Source organism: Streptococcus oralis (genome assembly GCF_001578945.1).
GTDB lineage: Bacteria > Bacillota > Bacilli > Lactobacillales > Streptococcaceae > Streptococcus > Streptococcus oralis_Q.
In genome coordinates, this window is record NZ_KQ969550.1 from 527952 (window position 1) to 542971 (window position 15020).

At 39.1% G+C, this 15020-nt stretch carries 16 protein-coding genes; 2 read left to right on the forward strand and 14 right to left on the reverse strand.

All coding sequences use genetic code 11. The features are described from left to right. Together SORDD16_RS02395 and SORDD16_RS02400 are read right to left on the reverse strand one after the other, a co-directional pair. The coding region (locus tag SORDD16_RS02395; protein ID WP_061452278.1) for a ComF family protein at window positions 1-441 on the reverse strand (441 nt) is incomplete at its 3' end. Continuing rightward, entirely contained in the window at window positions 438-1736 is a 1299-nt protein-coding gene (locus tag SORDD16_RS02400) for an ATP-dependent helicase ComFA (RefSeq protein WP_061452222.1), read from the reverse strand. The genes SORDD16_RS02395 and SORDD16_RS02400, both read right to left, overlap by 4 nt. Before the next feature lie 56 nt (window positions 1737-1792). Here SORDD16_RS02400 and SORDD16_RS02405 point away from each other — a divergent pair, with 56 nt between their 5' ends. After that, window positions 1793-2428, forward strand: a complete 636-nt coding sequence (locus SORDD16_RS02405) for a YigZ family protein (protein WP_061452223.1) — start codon at window positions 1793-1795, stop codon at window positions 2426-2428. Between the two features lie 156 nt (window positions 2429-2584). After that, window positions 2585-3511: a cysteine synthase A gene (gene cysK / locus SORDD16_RS02410; protein ID WP_061452224.1), complete on the forward strand. Its 927-nt coding sequence runs from the start codon at window positions 2585-2587 to the stop codon at window positions 3509-3511. Between the two features lie 253 nt (window positions 3512-3764). Here cysK and tsf read toward each other — a convergent pair whose 3' ends face one another. The 12 genes from tsf to yfmF form a co-directional block, all read right to left on the reverse strand. Continuing rightward, window positions 3765-4805, reverse strand: a complete 1041-nt coding sequence (tsf, locus tag SORDD16_RS02415; protein WP_061452225.1) for a translation elongation factor Ts — start codon at window positions 4803-4805, stop codon at window positions 3765-3767. A 78-nt stretch (window positions 4806-4883) separates the two neighbouring features. Further along, the gene (gene rpsB, locus SORDD16_RS02420; RefSeq protein ID WP_000268474.1) at window positions 4884-5663 is read right to left on the reverse strand and encodes a 30S ribosomal protein S2; all 780 of its coding nucleotides are present in this window, start codon (window positions 5661-5663) and stop codon (window positions 4884-4886) included. Window positions 5664-5885: 222 nt separating this feature from the next. Beyond that, entirely contained in the window at window positions 5886-7094 is a 1209-nt protein-coding gene (gene pcsB / locus SORDD16_RS02425; protein ID WP_061452226.1) for a peptidoglycan hydrolase PcsB, read from the reverse strand. Between the two features lie 93 nt (window positions 7095-7187). Next, window positions 7188-7682: a rod shape-determining protein MreD gene (gene mreD, locus SORDD16_RS02430; RefSeq protein WP_061452227.1), complete on the reverse strand. Its 495-nt coding sequence runs from the start codon at window positions 7680-7682 to the stop codon at window positions 7188-7190. Window positions 7683-7684: 2 nt separating this feature from the next. Next, window positions 7685-8500, reverse strand: coding sequence for a rod shape-determining protein MreC (gene mreC / locus SORDD16_RS02435; RefSeq protein WP_061452228.1), 816 nt, complete (start codon window positions 8498-8500; stop codon window positions 7685-7687). Window positions 8501-8560: 60 nt separating this feature from the next. Then, window positions 8561-9355: an energy-coupling factor transporter transmembrane component T family protein gene (locus SORDD16_RS02440; protein ID WP_061452229.1), complete on the reverse strand. Its 795-nt coding sequence runs from the start codon at window positions 9353-9355 to the stop codon at window positions 8561-8563. Continuing rightward, window positions 9348-10187: an energy-coupling factor transporter ATPase gene (locus tag SORDD16_RS02445; RefSeq protein ID WP_061452230.1), complete on the reverse strand. Its 840-nt coding sequence runs from the start codon at window positions 10185-10187 to the stop codon at window positions 9348-9350. The genes SORDD16_RS02440 and SORDD16_RS02445 overlap by 8 nt, the downstream gene beginning before the upstream one ends. Continuing rightward, the gene (locus SORDD16_RS02450) at window positions 10172-10999 is read right to left on the reverse strand and encodes an energy-coupling factor ABC transporter ATP-binding protein (RefSeq protein ID WP_061452231.1); all 828 of its coding nucleotides are present in this window, start codon (window positions 10997-10999) and stop codon (window positions 10172-10174) included. The genes SORDD16_RS02445 and SORDD16_RS02450 overlap by 16 nt, the downstream gene beginning before the upstream one ends. After that, a complete protein-coding gene (gene pgsA / locus SORDD16_RS02455; RefSeq protein WP_000712147.1) occupies window positions 10996-11541 on the reverse strand; it encodes a CDP-diacylglycerol--glycerol-3-phosphate 3-phosphatidyltransferase in 546 nt (181 codons plus the stop codon). Before pgsA ends, SORDD16_RS02450 begins: the two co-directional genes overlap by 4 nt. 10 nt (window positions 11542-11551) lie before the next feature. Then, window positions 11552-12373, reverse strand: a complete 822-nt coding sequence (rodZ, locus tag SORDD16_RS02460; RefSeq protein WP_061452232.1) for a cytoskeleton protein RodZ — start codon at window positions 12371-12373, stop codon at window positions 11552-11554. 35 nt (window positions 12374-12408) lie between these two features. Further along, on the reverse strand, window positions 12409-13692 hold the full coding sequence (gene yfmH, locus SORDD16_RS02465) for an EF-P 5-aminopentanol modification-associated protein YfmH (RefSeq protein WP_061452233.1): 1284 nt from the start codon (window positions 13690-13692) through the stop codon (window positions 12409-12411). Then, window positions 13689-14939, reverse strand: coding sequence for an EF-P 5-aminopentanol modification-associated protein YfmF (gene yfmF, locus SORDD16_RS02470; protein ID WP_061452234.1), 1251 nt, complete (start codon window positions 14937-14939; stop codon window positions 13689-13691). The genes yfmH and yfmF overlap by 4 nt, the downstream gene beginning before the upstream one ends. Window positions 14940-15020: the final 81 nt, after the last annotated feature.

Below are 15020 nucleotides of genomic sequence, written 5' to 3' on the forward strand. Positions count from 1 at the left end.
ATAAAAAGAGAATCCCGCTGCCTCAACCAAACCTTCAACCTGATTAAACCCTCTCTCAAGCAATCTTTCAGGACTTAAGGGAATCACCACAAATTCATAGTCTCTATACTTTTTCAATTCCTCAGCAAGAACGGAAGCAAAAACTTTTCTAAGCAAAAAATCTCCATCAAACTTATATCGACTAAAGAAGTCTTTCATCGCTTGGTTATAGGTGAAAATCGCCTTATGATCAACTTGGATTCCTTCTTTACACCAAAATTTACAATCTTGACAATACGTTGACTCTCCTTTTTTCATGCAACTCGGACAATGCACCTGTTCAATACTTTCAAAACTTAAAGAACAAGTTAAACAAAGAAGTATTTCTTGATTCTTCAAGAGCAAGAGACTACTAAAAGTCAAATCACTCTTTGTAGTTTGGCCACACAATAAGCAACTCATAAGCCTGCCTCCTTGTTCATTTGTTTGATTTCCTTGATTGCCTTTTTGATTGAAGTATTTAATCCATCATGAAAAAAGAGCAATTCACCAGTTGGTCTATCCATACTACGCCCGACTCGTCCTCCAATCTGAATCAAGCTAGACTTGGTAAAGAGGCGATGATTGGCCTCCACTACAAAAACATCCACACAAGGGAAGGTAACTCCACGTTCCAAGATTGTCGTACTGATCAGTATCGTCAACTCTCCATCTCGAAAAGCTTGCACCTGCTCTAATCGATCTTCTGTAACAGAAGACACAAAACCAATTTTCTCATCTGGAAAATACACCTGCAAGATTTCTTTTAGTTTCTCGCCTTTCTGAATCTCTGATGCAAAAATTAGTAATGGATATCCAGTCTTTCTCTGCTTCTCAATATAGGCCTTTAACTTGGATGACAACTGACTTTTCTCTAAACAACGATTAAAATCTGATAACCAGACTGGTTTAGGAATAATCAAAGGATTTCCATGAAACCGTCTCGGCAAGCTTAATCGTTTTAATTCTCCTGTGCGAACCTTCCTATCTAACTCATCTGTAGAAGTTGCTGTGAGGAATATCCTCAATCCATCCTCCTTTACACTATTCTTTACAGCATAGTAAAGCATAGTGTTGTCAACATAAGGAAAGGCATCTACCTCATCCACTATCAACAAATCAAAAGCATGATAAAATTTTAATAACTGATGAGTTGTCGCAACTACTAAGGGAGTTCGAAAATATGGCTCTGATTCGCCATGGAGTAGCGCTATATCGCAAGCAAAGTCATTCTGCAGTCGCTTATATAGTTCTAAACACACATCAATTCGAGGACTGGACAAACAAACTGCACCACCATCATCAATAACTTTGGCCACAACTTGATAAATCATCTCTGTCTTTCCAGCTCCTGTCACAGCATGAACTAAGGTCGGTTCTTTCTTTTCGACTGCCCGGATCAATCCCTCCGATACCTTCTCTTGAAAAGGAGTCAATTGGCCACGCCATTTAAGAACATCTTGTTTCGGAAAATCCTCCTGTGGAAAATAGTATAAAGCTTGATCGCTCCTGACTCGTTTCATCAGCAAGCACTCCCTGCAATAGTAAGCACCAACAGGCAAATACCATTCTTCCAAAATAGGACTGTCACAACGTTGACAAAATAGTTTCCCCTTCTCTTTTCTCATTGCTTGCAGTTTCACTGCTGCCTCTCGTTCTTCTTTGGTTAATTCTTTCTCAGTAAACAAGCGACCAAGATAATTTGGATTTACTTTCATACTTCTTTATTCGTAAAAATCTGGCGCTTTGAAGTTTTTTTTAGTACAATTAGATCATGGAATTTAGAACAATTAAAGAGGACGGGCAGGTCCAAGAAGAAATTAAAAAGTCACGCTTTATCTGTCATGCAAAGCGTGTCTATAGTGAAGAAGAGGCGCGTGATTTCATCACTGCCATCAAAAAAGAACACTACAAAGCCACCCATAACTGCTCTGCTTTTATTGTAGGGGAACGAAGTGAAATCAAGCGTACAAGTGATGATGGGGAGCCTAGTGGTACTGCTGGAGTCCCAATGCTTGGTGTCCTAGAGAATCACAATCTTACTAATGTCTGTGTAGTAGTTACCCGCTACTTTGGAGGAATTAAGTTAGGTGCTGGGGGGTTGATTCGTGCTTATGCAGGTAGTGTGGCCTTGGCTGTCAAAGAAATTGGTATTATTGAAATCAAAGAACAGGCTGGCATAGCCATTCAGATGTCTTACGCTCAATACCAAGAGTACAGTAATTTCCTTAAAGAATATAATCTCATGGAGCTGGATACGAACTTTACAGATCAAGTTGATACAATGATTTATGTTGACAAGGAAGAGAAAGAAAATATCAAAGCTGCTCTTGTTGAGTTCTTTAATGGAAAAATCACTTTAACAGATCAAGATTTACGTGAAGTTGAGGTTCTTGTAAACTTAGTGTAAACAAAAAATATAGTTCGTACCTACTAAATCTATTCGCAGATTCACAGCTTGGATGCTTGATATAAAAAAATCCTATCACTTTGATAGGATTTCTATATTTTACAAATAGCTTAGAGCGCGTTATACTAGTATCATCTTATACAAAGAGGTATATCTATGGCTATTTATAACAATATCACTGAACTAATCGGACAGACACCGATTGTTAAACTTAACAACATTGTTCCAGAGGGTGCTGCAGACGTCTATGTTAAACTAGAAGCTTTTAATCCTGGATCTTCAGTAAAAGACCGTATTGCCCTTAGCATGATTGAAAAAGCGGAGCAAGATGATATTCTAAAACCGGGTGCTACCATTGTTGAAGCAACGAGTGGAAACACTGGTATCGGGCTTTCTTGGGTTGGTGCTGCTAAAGGCTATAAAGTTGTTATCGTCATGCCTGAAACGATGAGTGTGGAACGACGTAAGATTATCCAAGCCTATGGTGCTGAACTCGTCCTTACTCCAGGTAGCGAAGGAATGAAAGGAGCGATTGCCAAAGCTCAGGAAATTGCTGCTGAACGTAACGGCTTCCTTCCGCTCCAATTTAATAATCCAGCTAATCCCGAAGTACACGAGAGAACAACAGGAGCTGAAATATTAGCTACTTTCGGTTCTGATGGACTAGATGCCTTTGTAGGCGGTGTCGGTACTGGTGGAACGATCTCAGGTGTTTCTCACGCTCTTAAAGCAGCAAATTCAAACATTCAAGTTTATGCAGTTGAGGCAGACGAGTCGGCTATCTTGTCTGGTGAAAAACCTGGGCCTCACAAAATTCAAGGCATCTCAGCTGGATTTATTCCTGAAACACTTGATACAAAGGCCTATGATGGTATCGTCCGTGTAACATCAGATGATGCTCTAGCACTTGGACGTGAAATTGGTGGAAAAGAGGGCTTCCTTGTTGGGATTTCCTCAGCTGCAGCGATTTACGGAGCAATTGAAGTTGCCAAAAAATTAGGTACAGGTAAGAAAGTCCTTGCTTTAGCACCAGATAACGGCGAACGTTATTTGTCTACAGCACTCTATGAATTTGAAGTGTAGTCTCCTAAATGCACTTAGCCCTTATTATAGGGCTTTTTCTTTGACCAATTTAAAGAAAAATCTAAGTTCTCTACAGCAAAAGAAAAGAGTCTGGGACAAAAGTCTAACCTTAAATATAAAAAGCGAACAAAACGAGTTATCTGACACTCAGAATTCTGTCTTGTTCGCTTTTTTATCTAATCTATCGATTTTAAAAATTTATAATAAGGAATTCCTAAAATCAAAATCTTTTTGTCCCAGACTCCTTTTATCATTAGTTATTCAAAGCTGCTGCCATTGTAGCTGCAACTTCTGCTTCAAAGTCGTTTGCAGCTTTCTCGATACCTTCACCAACTTCAAAGCGAGCGAACTCAACTACTGAAGCATTTACTGATTCAAGGTAAGCTTCAACTGTCTTGCTGTCATCCATGATGTAGACTTGTGCAAGAAGTGTGTATGCTTGGTCAACTTTGGTGTTGTCCAAGAAGAAACGGTCCATTTTACCTGGAATGATTTTGTCCCAGATTTTTTCTGGTTTGCCTTCTGCAGCCAATTCAGCTTTGATGTCTTCTTCAGCTTGAGCAATCACTTCATCAGTCAATTGAGCTTTTGATCCATATTTCAAGTGTGGAAGAGCTGGTTTACCAACCATTGCACGACTATCATTATCTTGGTCAATCACGTGGTTCAATTGTGCCAACTCATCTTTAACAAATTGCTCATCCAATTCTTTGTAAGAAAGAACTGTTGGTTTCATCGCAGCAATGTGCATTGAGATTTGTTTAGCAAGAGCTTCGTCTCCACCTTCGATAACTGAGATAACACCGATACGACCACCATTGTGTTGGTAAGCACCGAAATGTTGTGCATCTGTTTTTTCGATCAAAGCAAAACGACGGAACGAGATTTTTTCACCGATTGTAGCTGTTGCAGATACATATGCAGCTTCAAGGGTTTCACCTGAAGGCATTGTCAAAGCAAGAGCCTCTTCGTTGTTAGCTGGTTTTCCTTCAGCAATTACTTTAGCCGTTGCGTTTACCAAGTCAACGAATTGAGCATTTTTCGCAACGAAGTCAGTTTCAGCATTTACTTCAACTACTGCTGCAACGTTACCGTTAACAAACACACCAGTCAAACCTTCTGCAGCAACACGGTCAGCTTTCTTAGCTGCCTTCGCCATACCTTTTTCGCGAAGCAATTCGATCGCTTTTTCGATATCACCGTCTGTTTCTACAAGTGCTTTTTTAGCGTCCATAACACCGGCACCAGATTTTTCACGCAATTCTTTTACAAGTTTAGCTGTAATTTCTGCCATTTTGATTCTCCTATATTTTTTAAAAATAGGAGAGCCGGGCTAAGCCCCGCCCTCCTAGGTAATGATTACTTATTTGAATTAAGCGTTGTCGCCTTCTACAACTTCAACGATTTCTTCGATTGAGTCAGCTTGAGCTTCTGAAGCTGCAAATTCTGCTTCAACTGCTGCTGCATCTTCACCTTGACGTCCTTCGATGATAGCGTCAGCCAATTTAGCTGTGATCAATTTAACCGCGCGGATAGCGTCATCGTTAGCTGGGATAATTACATCGATATCGTCTGGATCAGTGTTTGTGTCAACCATCGCTACAACTGGGATTCCCAATTTTTTAGCTTCTTTAACAGCGATTTGCTCTTTATGTGGGTCAACTACGTACATTACATCTGGGATACGAGGCATGTCTTCGATACCACCCAAGAATTTTTCAAGACGTGCACGTTGCTTGTTAAGAAGTGCAACTTCTTTCTTAGGAAGAACGTCGAAAATTCCTTCTTCTTCCATACGTTTGATTTCTTTCAAACGAGCAATACGTTTTTGGATAGTTCCCCAGTTAGTAAGAGTTCCACCCAACCAACGGTGGTTGATAAAGTATTGACCTGAACGTTCTGCTTCTTCTTTAACAGCGTCAGCAGCTTGTTTCTTAGTACCAACAAACAATACAACTGCATCGTTAGCTGCTGCATCACGCATAAAGTCATATGCTTGGTCAGCGTATTTTACAGTTTGTTGCAAGTCGATAACGTGGATTCCGTTACGCTCAGTGAAGATGTACTTAGCCATCTTAGGGTTCCAGCGACGAGTTTGGTGACCAAAGTGTACACCAGCCTCAAGAAGTTGTTTCATTGAAATTACTGCCATGAGTATTTCTCCTTTTTGTTTTTTCCTCTCCTAGATTTCAGCTTGCAAAACGACCCAAGGGCAACAGTTTCACAATTCATCAAGAATGAGTATTATCGTTTACACGACAGGTTTTATTTTATCACATTTCAACAGCATTTTCAAGTTATTTAGTAGAATTTTAGTAGGACTTTCGGCTAAAAACATTAAAAGAGACTCGATTGAGTCTCTTCATTTTATACATTAGTTTGGATAGATGTATGTTACGTAACCTTCAGAAGTTGTAGTTGGGTTGAACCATCCACGTTTGTTTCCGATTGTACGATCTCCACCGTAGTTTGATTCTGATACTTGAATACGAGTTGATGATGAAACAGCTGTAACAACCGCTACGTGTCCGTAACCACCATCATTCCAGCATGCAATCGCACCAACTTGTGGTTGAGAACCTGTACGGAATCCGGCAGCCGCCGCACTTGTAGCCCACTGAGCTCCATTACCCCAGTAATCTCCAGCCCAAGGTGCTAATGTTTTAGCTCCCCAAGTACATTCTCCAGTTGGATAACTTGAAGCATTTGTACTGTATGTTGGACGCTGTCTAGTTGGAGTTGGGGCAGGTGCTGGAATGTAGCTTGAATCATCATCTGATGAAGAGCTTGAAGTTGCTTGCACTTGATCTGAAAGTGTTGTATTTCCAGAAGCAACAACCGATTGTTGTTGGCTTGTTTGACGTGCTTTATAAGCTGCTTCTGCTTCTGCTGCTGCTTTCGCTTCTGCCTCTGCTGCTGCTTTTTGTTCCAATAAAGTAGCTTTATCGCTTTCTGCAGTAGCTTTCTCTGCAGCAAGGTTTAACTCAGCAACTTTCAACTCTGCTTGTTTTGTTGTCAATACTTGTGCATCGTCAGCAAGTGTTTGTTGGTTCGCAATTACAGTGTTGATTGCTTCATTATTTGCAACTTGTTTTTCAGCGATAGATTTCTTATCAGCTTTCTGTTGCTCCAACATTTTGTTGTTAGCTGATACAATCTCGCTCATAGCTGCAACACGTGAGATAGCCTCAGTAATTGATTTTGAGTTTACAATTGTATTGATATAACTAGTTGCAGCGCCGTTTGTTTGCGCACTACGCGCTTGTTTTTCCAAAGATTCATTACGAGCAACAATGTTCTTAGAAAGCTCTGTAATTTCTCCTTCAAGTTTCTTAGATTCCGCTTGTAGCGTTTCATTTTCAGCTTGCAAACTTGTTTGTTGAGTTTGGATAGCTGTAACTTGCGTTTGGATTTCATCTACTTGCTTTTGAGCTTCTTGTTGTTGAGCTGTCAAATTACTAATCTTACTATCTTGAGCAGCAATTTTTTCATCAGTTGTTTCTGCACGAACAGTTGTCAATACTGCCGTTTGTGAGACCAATACTGTACTTAACAAAAGTGACGCTAAGATTTTTTTCTTCATATTCTGTCGATACTCCTTCTATTTGAGACATTACTAGTATACCAAAAAAAGACATAATAAATATTACGCCTTTGTTACATTTATATTTCTTTCTTATAGATAAAGTTTTTCAAAAATATATTGGAAAATAAGCATCCATAAAAAGTTTAAAATCATTGATGGGACAAGACTGTAGACAATGAAAACTGGCATTGATTCTACTGTCAGTCCCATAGCAAGGGCCAGGAGATAACTACCCATATCAAATAGGAAGCTCATCACAACTATTGTTAACATTCTTGTCCAACGGTTTAGCAAGATTACACTATTAAACTTATGGAGCGAAGCACCTATTAAGATAAATAGAAGTGTCGCAATTCCTATCAAGTGGAAAAAATAGATATCGTACACCAAACCCACTATACAGCAATAAGCTAAGTAGAGATATTCTGAAACCTCAATTGTCTTAAACAAGAGAAATAAAAACAGAAAATGACTGGCTAAATGAAAGTGGGGGAAAAAGGATCCCACCAGTTGACCAATATGAGCATCAACTAACACAATAATAGGGAGTAAAAAAAATATACCAACTTGTTTTAACAGTCTCATTGCTAATTCCCCACTAACTCTACCACATGAAGATTTTTGGTGTCAGCACTTAACTTTACTGTCACTTCCTTTGTTAGATAATCACTGCTGTGTGTTGTAGCAACAACTTCTCCAACAGGAATATCCTTAACATTAAAGTTTCCGAGCCCCCCTGTAGTCACCTTGTCTCCTGCGCTAATATCACTGTTGCTGTTTAATTGGCTAATTTTAAGCAGTTCAGACTCCTTGTCATAACCAACGATAATCCCGTAAATTTCAGTAGAACCATGCAGGATTTTAACTGAAATTTTGTCCGAATTTTCGGTGTTTGTCAATAGGTTGACCGTTGTTGAATGATTCTCCACCTTTGAAACACTACCAATCAAACCCCCGTTTGCAATGGCCAACATATTTTCAGAAGCTCCTTTTGAACTTCCCGCATCAATTGTCAACTCTTGTTTCCAAGATACTGGAGCTCGCATAATCACATCTGCTGCAATGGTTTTTGTAGCCTGCAATTTTGACTTCATATCCAGCAACTGACGTAGTTGTTCATTTTCAGTTTTTAAACTTTCTGATTGATTAGATTCTACCTCTAGTTGATAAAGTTGTTTTTTTAGACTCTCGTTTTCATTGTAAGTCTGCGTCAAATGTCCCAAATCTGATTTGAAACCGTCAAACCACTGAAAAGGTTTTTGAACAATTCTATCTACTAAAGAAATCCCATCTCCTAGTTTCGTCACAATAGCGCTTGAATAAGTTGTCACTAACAATATAGAAACTGCCAGAACTGTGACAAAAACGATGATTAAATATTTTGATTTTTTAAAACGGTTCATATTCCTACCTTTATACTAAAAACCTGCTACTGTGAGCTTCTTATCAATCCTACAAACCTGCTAAGATTTTAAGAAAAATAAGAAACATCCCAGCACCAAAATCACAAGAATTGCCAATGTATCCTTTTGACTCCATCTCAATTGTCTATACTGACTTCTACCCTTTCCTCCCTGATAGCCACGCGCTTCCATGGCTATCGCTAATGAATCTGCACGCTTTAAGCTCGTCGCAAAAAGAGGAATTAAAATCGGAATCATAGCCTTTACTTTTTGTACGATGCTACCTTCACCAAAGTCAACTCCACGGGCTTTTTGAGCATTCATAATTCTCGTCGTGTCATCCATCAAGGTTGGAACAAAACGCAAACTCATTGATAACATGAGACCAATTTCATGAACGGGAACTTTCACGCGTTTCAGAGGCGCCAAAAGAGCTTCAACTGCAGCTGCCAGACTCAAAGGCATGGTCGTTAATGTCAGCAAGGTTGAAAAGAAAATAATCAACACAAAACGACAGAAAATGATTCCTGCTTGTTGCAAAGCATAATCCGTTATTTTTATAAAAGAAAATTCAAATAGGACATTTCCACTTGAAATGAAAAAGAGCTGAAAAAGAGTCGTAAAAGCAATCAGGAAGAACATGGATTTTAATCCCTGAACGAAAAATGAGAGGGAAACGCCTGACAAAGCGATAAATATACCTGTCGCTATAAACAAAATGAGATTGGTGAGGGGATTATTGGCCCAAAATACAATCAAAATCAGCAGGATCATAGCGAGCAATTTGCTACGTGGATCCAAGCGATGAATGATGGAATCCCCTGGTATATAACGCCCTAAAATCATACTATCCATTTAGCGACTCCTTAAACTCCTCTATCTTGATTGGCAGTTTTTTAAAAGCTACACCCCTATCTGCCAAACGTTTACAAAAAGCAGTAATTTTAGGCACACCTAACTGTACTTTTTCCATAGAGGCTACATCTTGGAAAACTTCGCTCGGCTTGCCACTTTTGACCAAACGCCCCTTTTCCATAACATAGACCTGATCAGCATACTCAGCTACATCATCCATCAAATGCGTTACCAGAACGATTGTCATTCCAGCAAGGTGAAGCTCTTTAAACAAGGTCATCAATTCTTTTCTGCCCAGAGGATCTAGTCCAGCTGTTGGCTCATCCAAAACCAAGACAGTTGGCTCCATGGCTAGCATACCTGCTATAGCCACACGTCTCATCTGACCACCCGAAAGTTCAAAAGGACTGCGCTCAAAGAGTGACTCATCGATGCCTACCAAGGCTAACTTTTCACGCGCAATTTTCTTGGCCTCTTCCTCAGAAACTCCAAAATTTTGCGGTCCAAATGCAACATCTTTCAAAACAGTCTCTTCGAAAATCTGATTTTCAGCAAATTGAAACACTAGACCAACCTGCTTTCGAATCTGACGAATTTCTTTATTGGTTGATGTAGGGGTAATGACGGTATCGAAAACTCGAACAGAACCCTTACTTGGTACCAATAGGCCATTTAAAAGCTGTAAAATCGTTGATTTCCCACTACCTGTGTGCCCTACTAAAGCTGTATAGGAACCTTCCTCAATCGTCAAAGAAACATCAGTCAAGGCTGATGAAGATAGGGGAGTCCCCTCTTGATAGGTAAAGCTCACATTTTCTAGAGTAATTCCCATAACTTGTCCTCTAGCTCTCCTTCTGTCAAATAGCCATCCGGCAACTGATGGCCAGCCTCTCTCAAAGATTCTCTCAATTGATTAGTAAAAGGCTCATCTAACCCTATCTGGTCAAGGTCATCCCGAGAAAAAAGTTCTCTTGGGCTGCTGGTTGACTCCACTTGGCCTTTTTTCATGACCAAGACACGGTCACTCATCGCAACTTCTTCCAAGTCATGTGTAATGGAGACGACTGTCATCTGGTGGTCTTTTCGAATCTCTTGAACTGTCTGAATCAGTTCTCGTCGTCCCTCAGGATCCAACATACTTGTAGCCTCATCCAGAATTAAAATAGCTGGCCTCAAGGCAACAACTCCTGCAATAGCCACCCGCTGTTTTTGTCCACCAGATAAACGAGCTGGTTCTCTCTTCTTAAAGTCCAGCATCCCTACCAACTCCAAAGATTCAGCCACTCTCTTTTTCATTTCTTCACGAGGAAGTCCCTGATTTTCTAAACCAAAGGCAACATCATCTTCAACAGTCGCCCCCACAAATTGGTTATCTGGATTTTGAAAAACCATACCAATTTGTCGACGCAAACCCCAAACATTCTCAGAAGACAGCAGTTGGCCATCTATCCAGATTTCTCCAGACTCTGCTTCAAGTAAGCCATCAATCAAACGGATAGTTGTCGATTTTCCACTCCCATTATGACCTACAATCGAAAGCCATTCTCCCCGTTTCACGTGAAACGAGACATTATTAACATCATAATGTTCCTGGTCCTCCTTGTAACGAAAAGACAGATTTTTTACTTCAATAATCGATTTCATTTCGAACCAAATGTCCCTTTGAATACATGAGCGCTACCCTTGAAATAATCATAGCCAGAGTAGATAGTGAAAAACAAAGCGATATAAAGCAACAGCTGACCAATTAAATCCCAATGTAAGAGCAAAAAGATAATGGCAAACATCTGACTAAAGGTCTTGATTTTCCCTGGCATCGCTGCTGCTAGAACTGTCCCTCCCGTCTCAACAAGTAACAAACGCAAGCCTGTCACCGCAAGTTCACGACAGATGATAATAGCAACAACCCAAGCTGGAGCCATACCTAACTCAATCAACATGATAAAAGCTGACATAACCAACAGCTTATCGGCCATCGGATCAGCAAACTTTCCAAAGTTGCTGACTACATTCCATTTACGAGCAAGATAGCCATCAAGATAATCCGTTATACTAGCAACTGCAAAGATGATCGCCGCTAGCAAATGGCTGCCTTGTGAATGTCCCAAAGTCAAAATAAGAATAAAGAGAGGTATGAAGAGAATTCTACCAATAGTTAATACATTAGGAATTTGTTCTTTTTTCATTGATTTTTCCTTAATCTGTAGTAAATGTAAGTGTCACAGTTCCAGTCTGAGTTGTCAGCTTCGAAGTATCAATCGTTTGATTGTCCACAGTCACAGTAACTCCCTTTACCACACCCAAAGTAATAGTTACAGAATCTTTCGTTGAAACTGTTGTTTTTGCATTCTTATTGTCTGCGGATAGTGTCACACCACCCTCCAGCTCACTTCCCGAAACACTAACCCAGCTAGTCGTATCTGAAACTGCCAGCTGAACAGTAGCTGTTTCCTTACTCGTTTTATAGAGAGCTTCAATGCGGTTTCCTTCGCCTGACACTGTAATAGTTGATTCCGTAGTAGAAGACGAGCTAGACGTCTGACTGCTAGAAGATGAACTAGATGAAGTTGTGGAACTAGTTGAGCTCACAACGCTATAATTAGCTGAAGAAGGACTTGGCTGAGTTTGGATGTAGTTCCAAACATAGTAAGTGACAAAAATTAAAATGGACAAGGCAAATAAAATGAAATAAATTAAAGGCAAATAAGAAGTTTTTTTCTTATTTGATCGTCTGCGACCAGATAGAACCTCCTCATCAACATCTACCTCTTCATAGGTGATCATGCTTCCTGAATCATAGGCATCTAAGACAATTCTTTCATCCAACTCTACTGCCCAGGCATATTTTCTTAAAAAAGAGCGAGCATAGAAGGTACTAGGAAGTTGATCAAAATCATCTGCCTCCATAGCTTCTAGAAAATGCAACTGAATTTCAGTCTTTTCCTGCAATTCTTCTAAACTCAATCCCTGGTTAATTCTAGCCAAACGTAGAACCTCGCCAATTGTTTTTTTTCTCATACCTACCATTCCTTCTTTCTAGTGTTACTTGTCTTTTAAGCTGGAAAGATTGTAAAATCAACTAGATCACCATTATCAATCAAACGATGTCCAGCTTCTAGAACATCCTCCAAAGTAATTTCCTGTAAAATTTTTGGCAAATCAAAAATGGTTTCTCCGTCATCTATAGGATTATATTGTGTTGCAATAAATTCCAAAGAATTCATACTGCTAAAAAACTCCCCAAACATCTCACTCTTAACAAGATCTAAATGTTCCTCTGTAATATCCGTATCACTACTAAACTGACGAATCGCTTTACGAAATTGATGCGACAGAGAAACAGGCTCTTTGGTATCCATCGTCAATATCACAAAATGAAAGCGACTATTGACTTCAACCTCAAGTGACAATGACGCATCTAACTTCCCATTCTCATATAACCTTTGAAAACGACCAGAAGTCCAACCAAACATCATTGTAAATAGTAATTTCAATAAAATATTGTAACGATAAGACTCAGCTTCTGTTATTTGCCCATTACCTCTAATCGCAACAGCAAGTTTGGGTGAAGAAACTTCCATCCGAAGACTATCTGTTTGCTTCACAGGCTGCAAAAGGAGTTGCTCTTTTGAAACCGTAAACTGATTTGAAACTTCCTTTTCCTTTTTCGAAAAGTATTCCCCAACAACTTCCACATCAATATTTCCAACTAAAAACAGTGACATGTTGACAGGTCTGTAAAACTCTGTAAAGTTCTCTTTTAAATTTGAAACTTGAATCTCAGAAATTGATTTTTCACTTCCAACAATGTCTATTGCTAAAGGAGTATCAGGATAAAGGTTGGCTAATGTTGCAAAAAACAAACGTGAGTCTGGATCATCTTGGTACATTTCTCGTTCTTGCTGGATAATAGCCTGTTCCCTCAAAACAGACTCTTCTGTAAAATGAACATCTCTGACTAACTCATCTAGCAAATCTAAATTCTCTAATAGATGGTCAATTGTTGAAAAAAGATAGCTGGTCTTAGTAAAGCTTGTAAAGGCATTGCTGTCCGCACCTAATCGAGTAAAAGCAGCCATTATATCCTCAGAGTTTTCTCTTTCAAACAATTTATGTTCAAGAAAATGTGCAATTCCTGCTGGATGATGATGTAAACCTTTATCTAAACTTGTATAAGTTGCATCTACAGAACCAAATTGAACCGTTACAATCCCGTAAACCTCATTGAAATCTTGTTTAGGGAGTAAAGAAACTGTCAACCCATTTGACAATTGTGTTTTGTAGACTTTTTCCTTTACAGCAGGATAGTATTTTTCTTCAAAAGTAACCTTTGTCATTCTACTCCTTCCATAAAGTAAATCGCTTGCAACTTCAAACTATTGGCTGCTTTACAGACAGCTTCTTTATCAACACTCTCTAATTTTGCCACCAATCGATCAATATCAAAGCTTGATTTCCCCAATAGAGCACTCAAATAGACTCTTTCAACTAGGGTCTGTTGATTATCTTGAGCCATCAACAAAGATCGTCGAATCATCTCCTTGGTTTGTTCAAGTTCAAAATCTGTAAAGTTACCCTTTTTCAGATCTAGCAATTGATGATTCATCATTTTTCTAGCCTGATTTCGATTTTCTCTATCAATACCCGCATACATCCTTAACAGACCACTAAACAAATCCAATTGACTCGAGACTGTATAGGCTATTCCAGCATTTTCACGAACGTTTATAAAAAGCTTCGAATGTGCAAATTCACCCAACAAACCATTCATAACAAGCATGGGCAAATGCTCATCATCACCATATTTTACAGGAGAACGATAGCCTAATTCCAAAATAGATTGCCCAACATTCCTCTGAACCATTCCCTCTCGTAGGACATTCGAATAAGACTGATAATACTGGATAGTGACACTATCCTCTCTAGCTGTAAAGGGTAATGACTTCAGTGATTCTGTAATTTCCACTTCATTGAAATCGCCTAAGAAAAAGAAATCAATACGATCATTTTTCAGAGCATCTTGAAAGCAAGTGTAGCTACTTTTTGGAGACTCATTTGAAATGCGATTTCGTAAATCGCTATATCTCAATTGAAGACGTTCATCATGAAAGAACAAGTTATCCAATTCCTTATGAGCAAAATAAAATGAATCATCCATATCAGTAGCTAAACTAGCCAATAATTGTTTTCTTTCAATTTCAAACAAGGTTGACTCAAAGGCTCCATCTACAACTAAGGGGGAAAATAAAGTCTGTCTCACCAATTCCAAAATTCGAGAAGTCAAGACATTCTTTTTACTCAAAAACTCGTCCCGCACATAGGTAAATGTTAAATCAAGAATATGTACCTGTCCCCTACGATAAGCACTTGTGGAAATATCTGTTCCATATAAACTTGCCAAGTATCTGCGAAATGCTTGTGATGTTGGGTAAACTTGATTTGCCGTCTCCAACATACTTGCACTTAACATGCGTCCTGCTATTGTCTCAAGAGATAAGGGAGCAGTAAAACGAATAGTGATTTTATTTGTTTTAAACTTTTTGGATTGAATAAAATGTGCTGAAATTCCAGGCACTAACTCCATACCTTACCTCCTTACATATAGAGTTCTATTATACCACGAAAATCAAAATTTTTCTTGTTCTCTTTATAGCTTTCAAAAGTA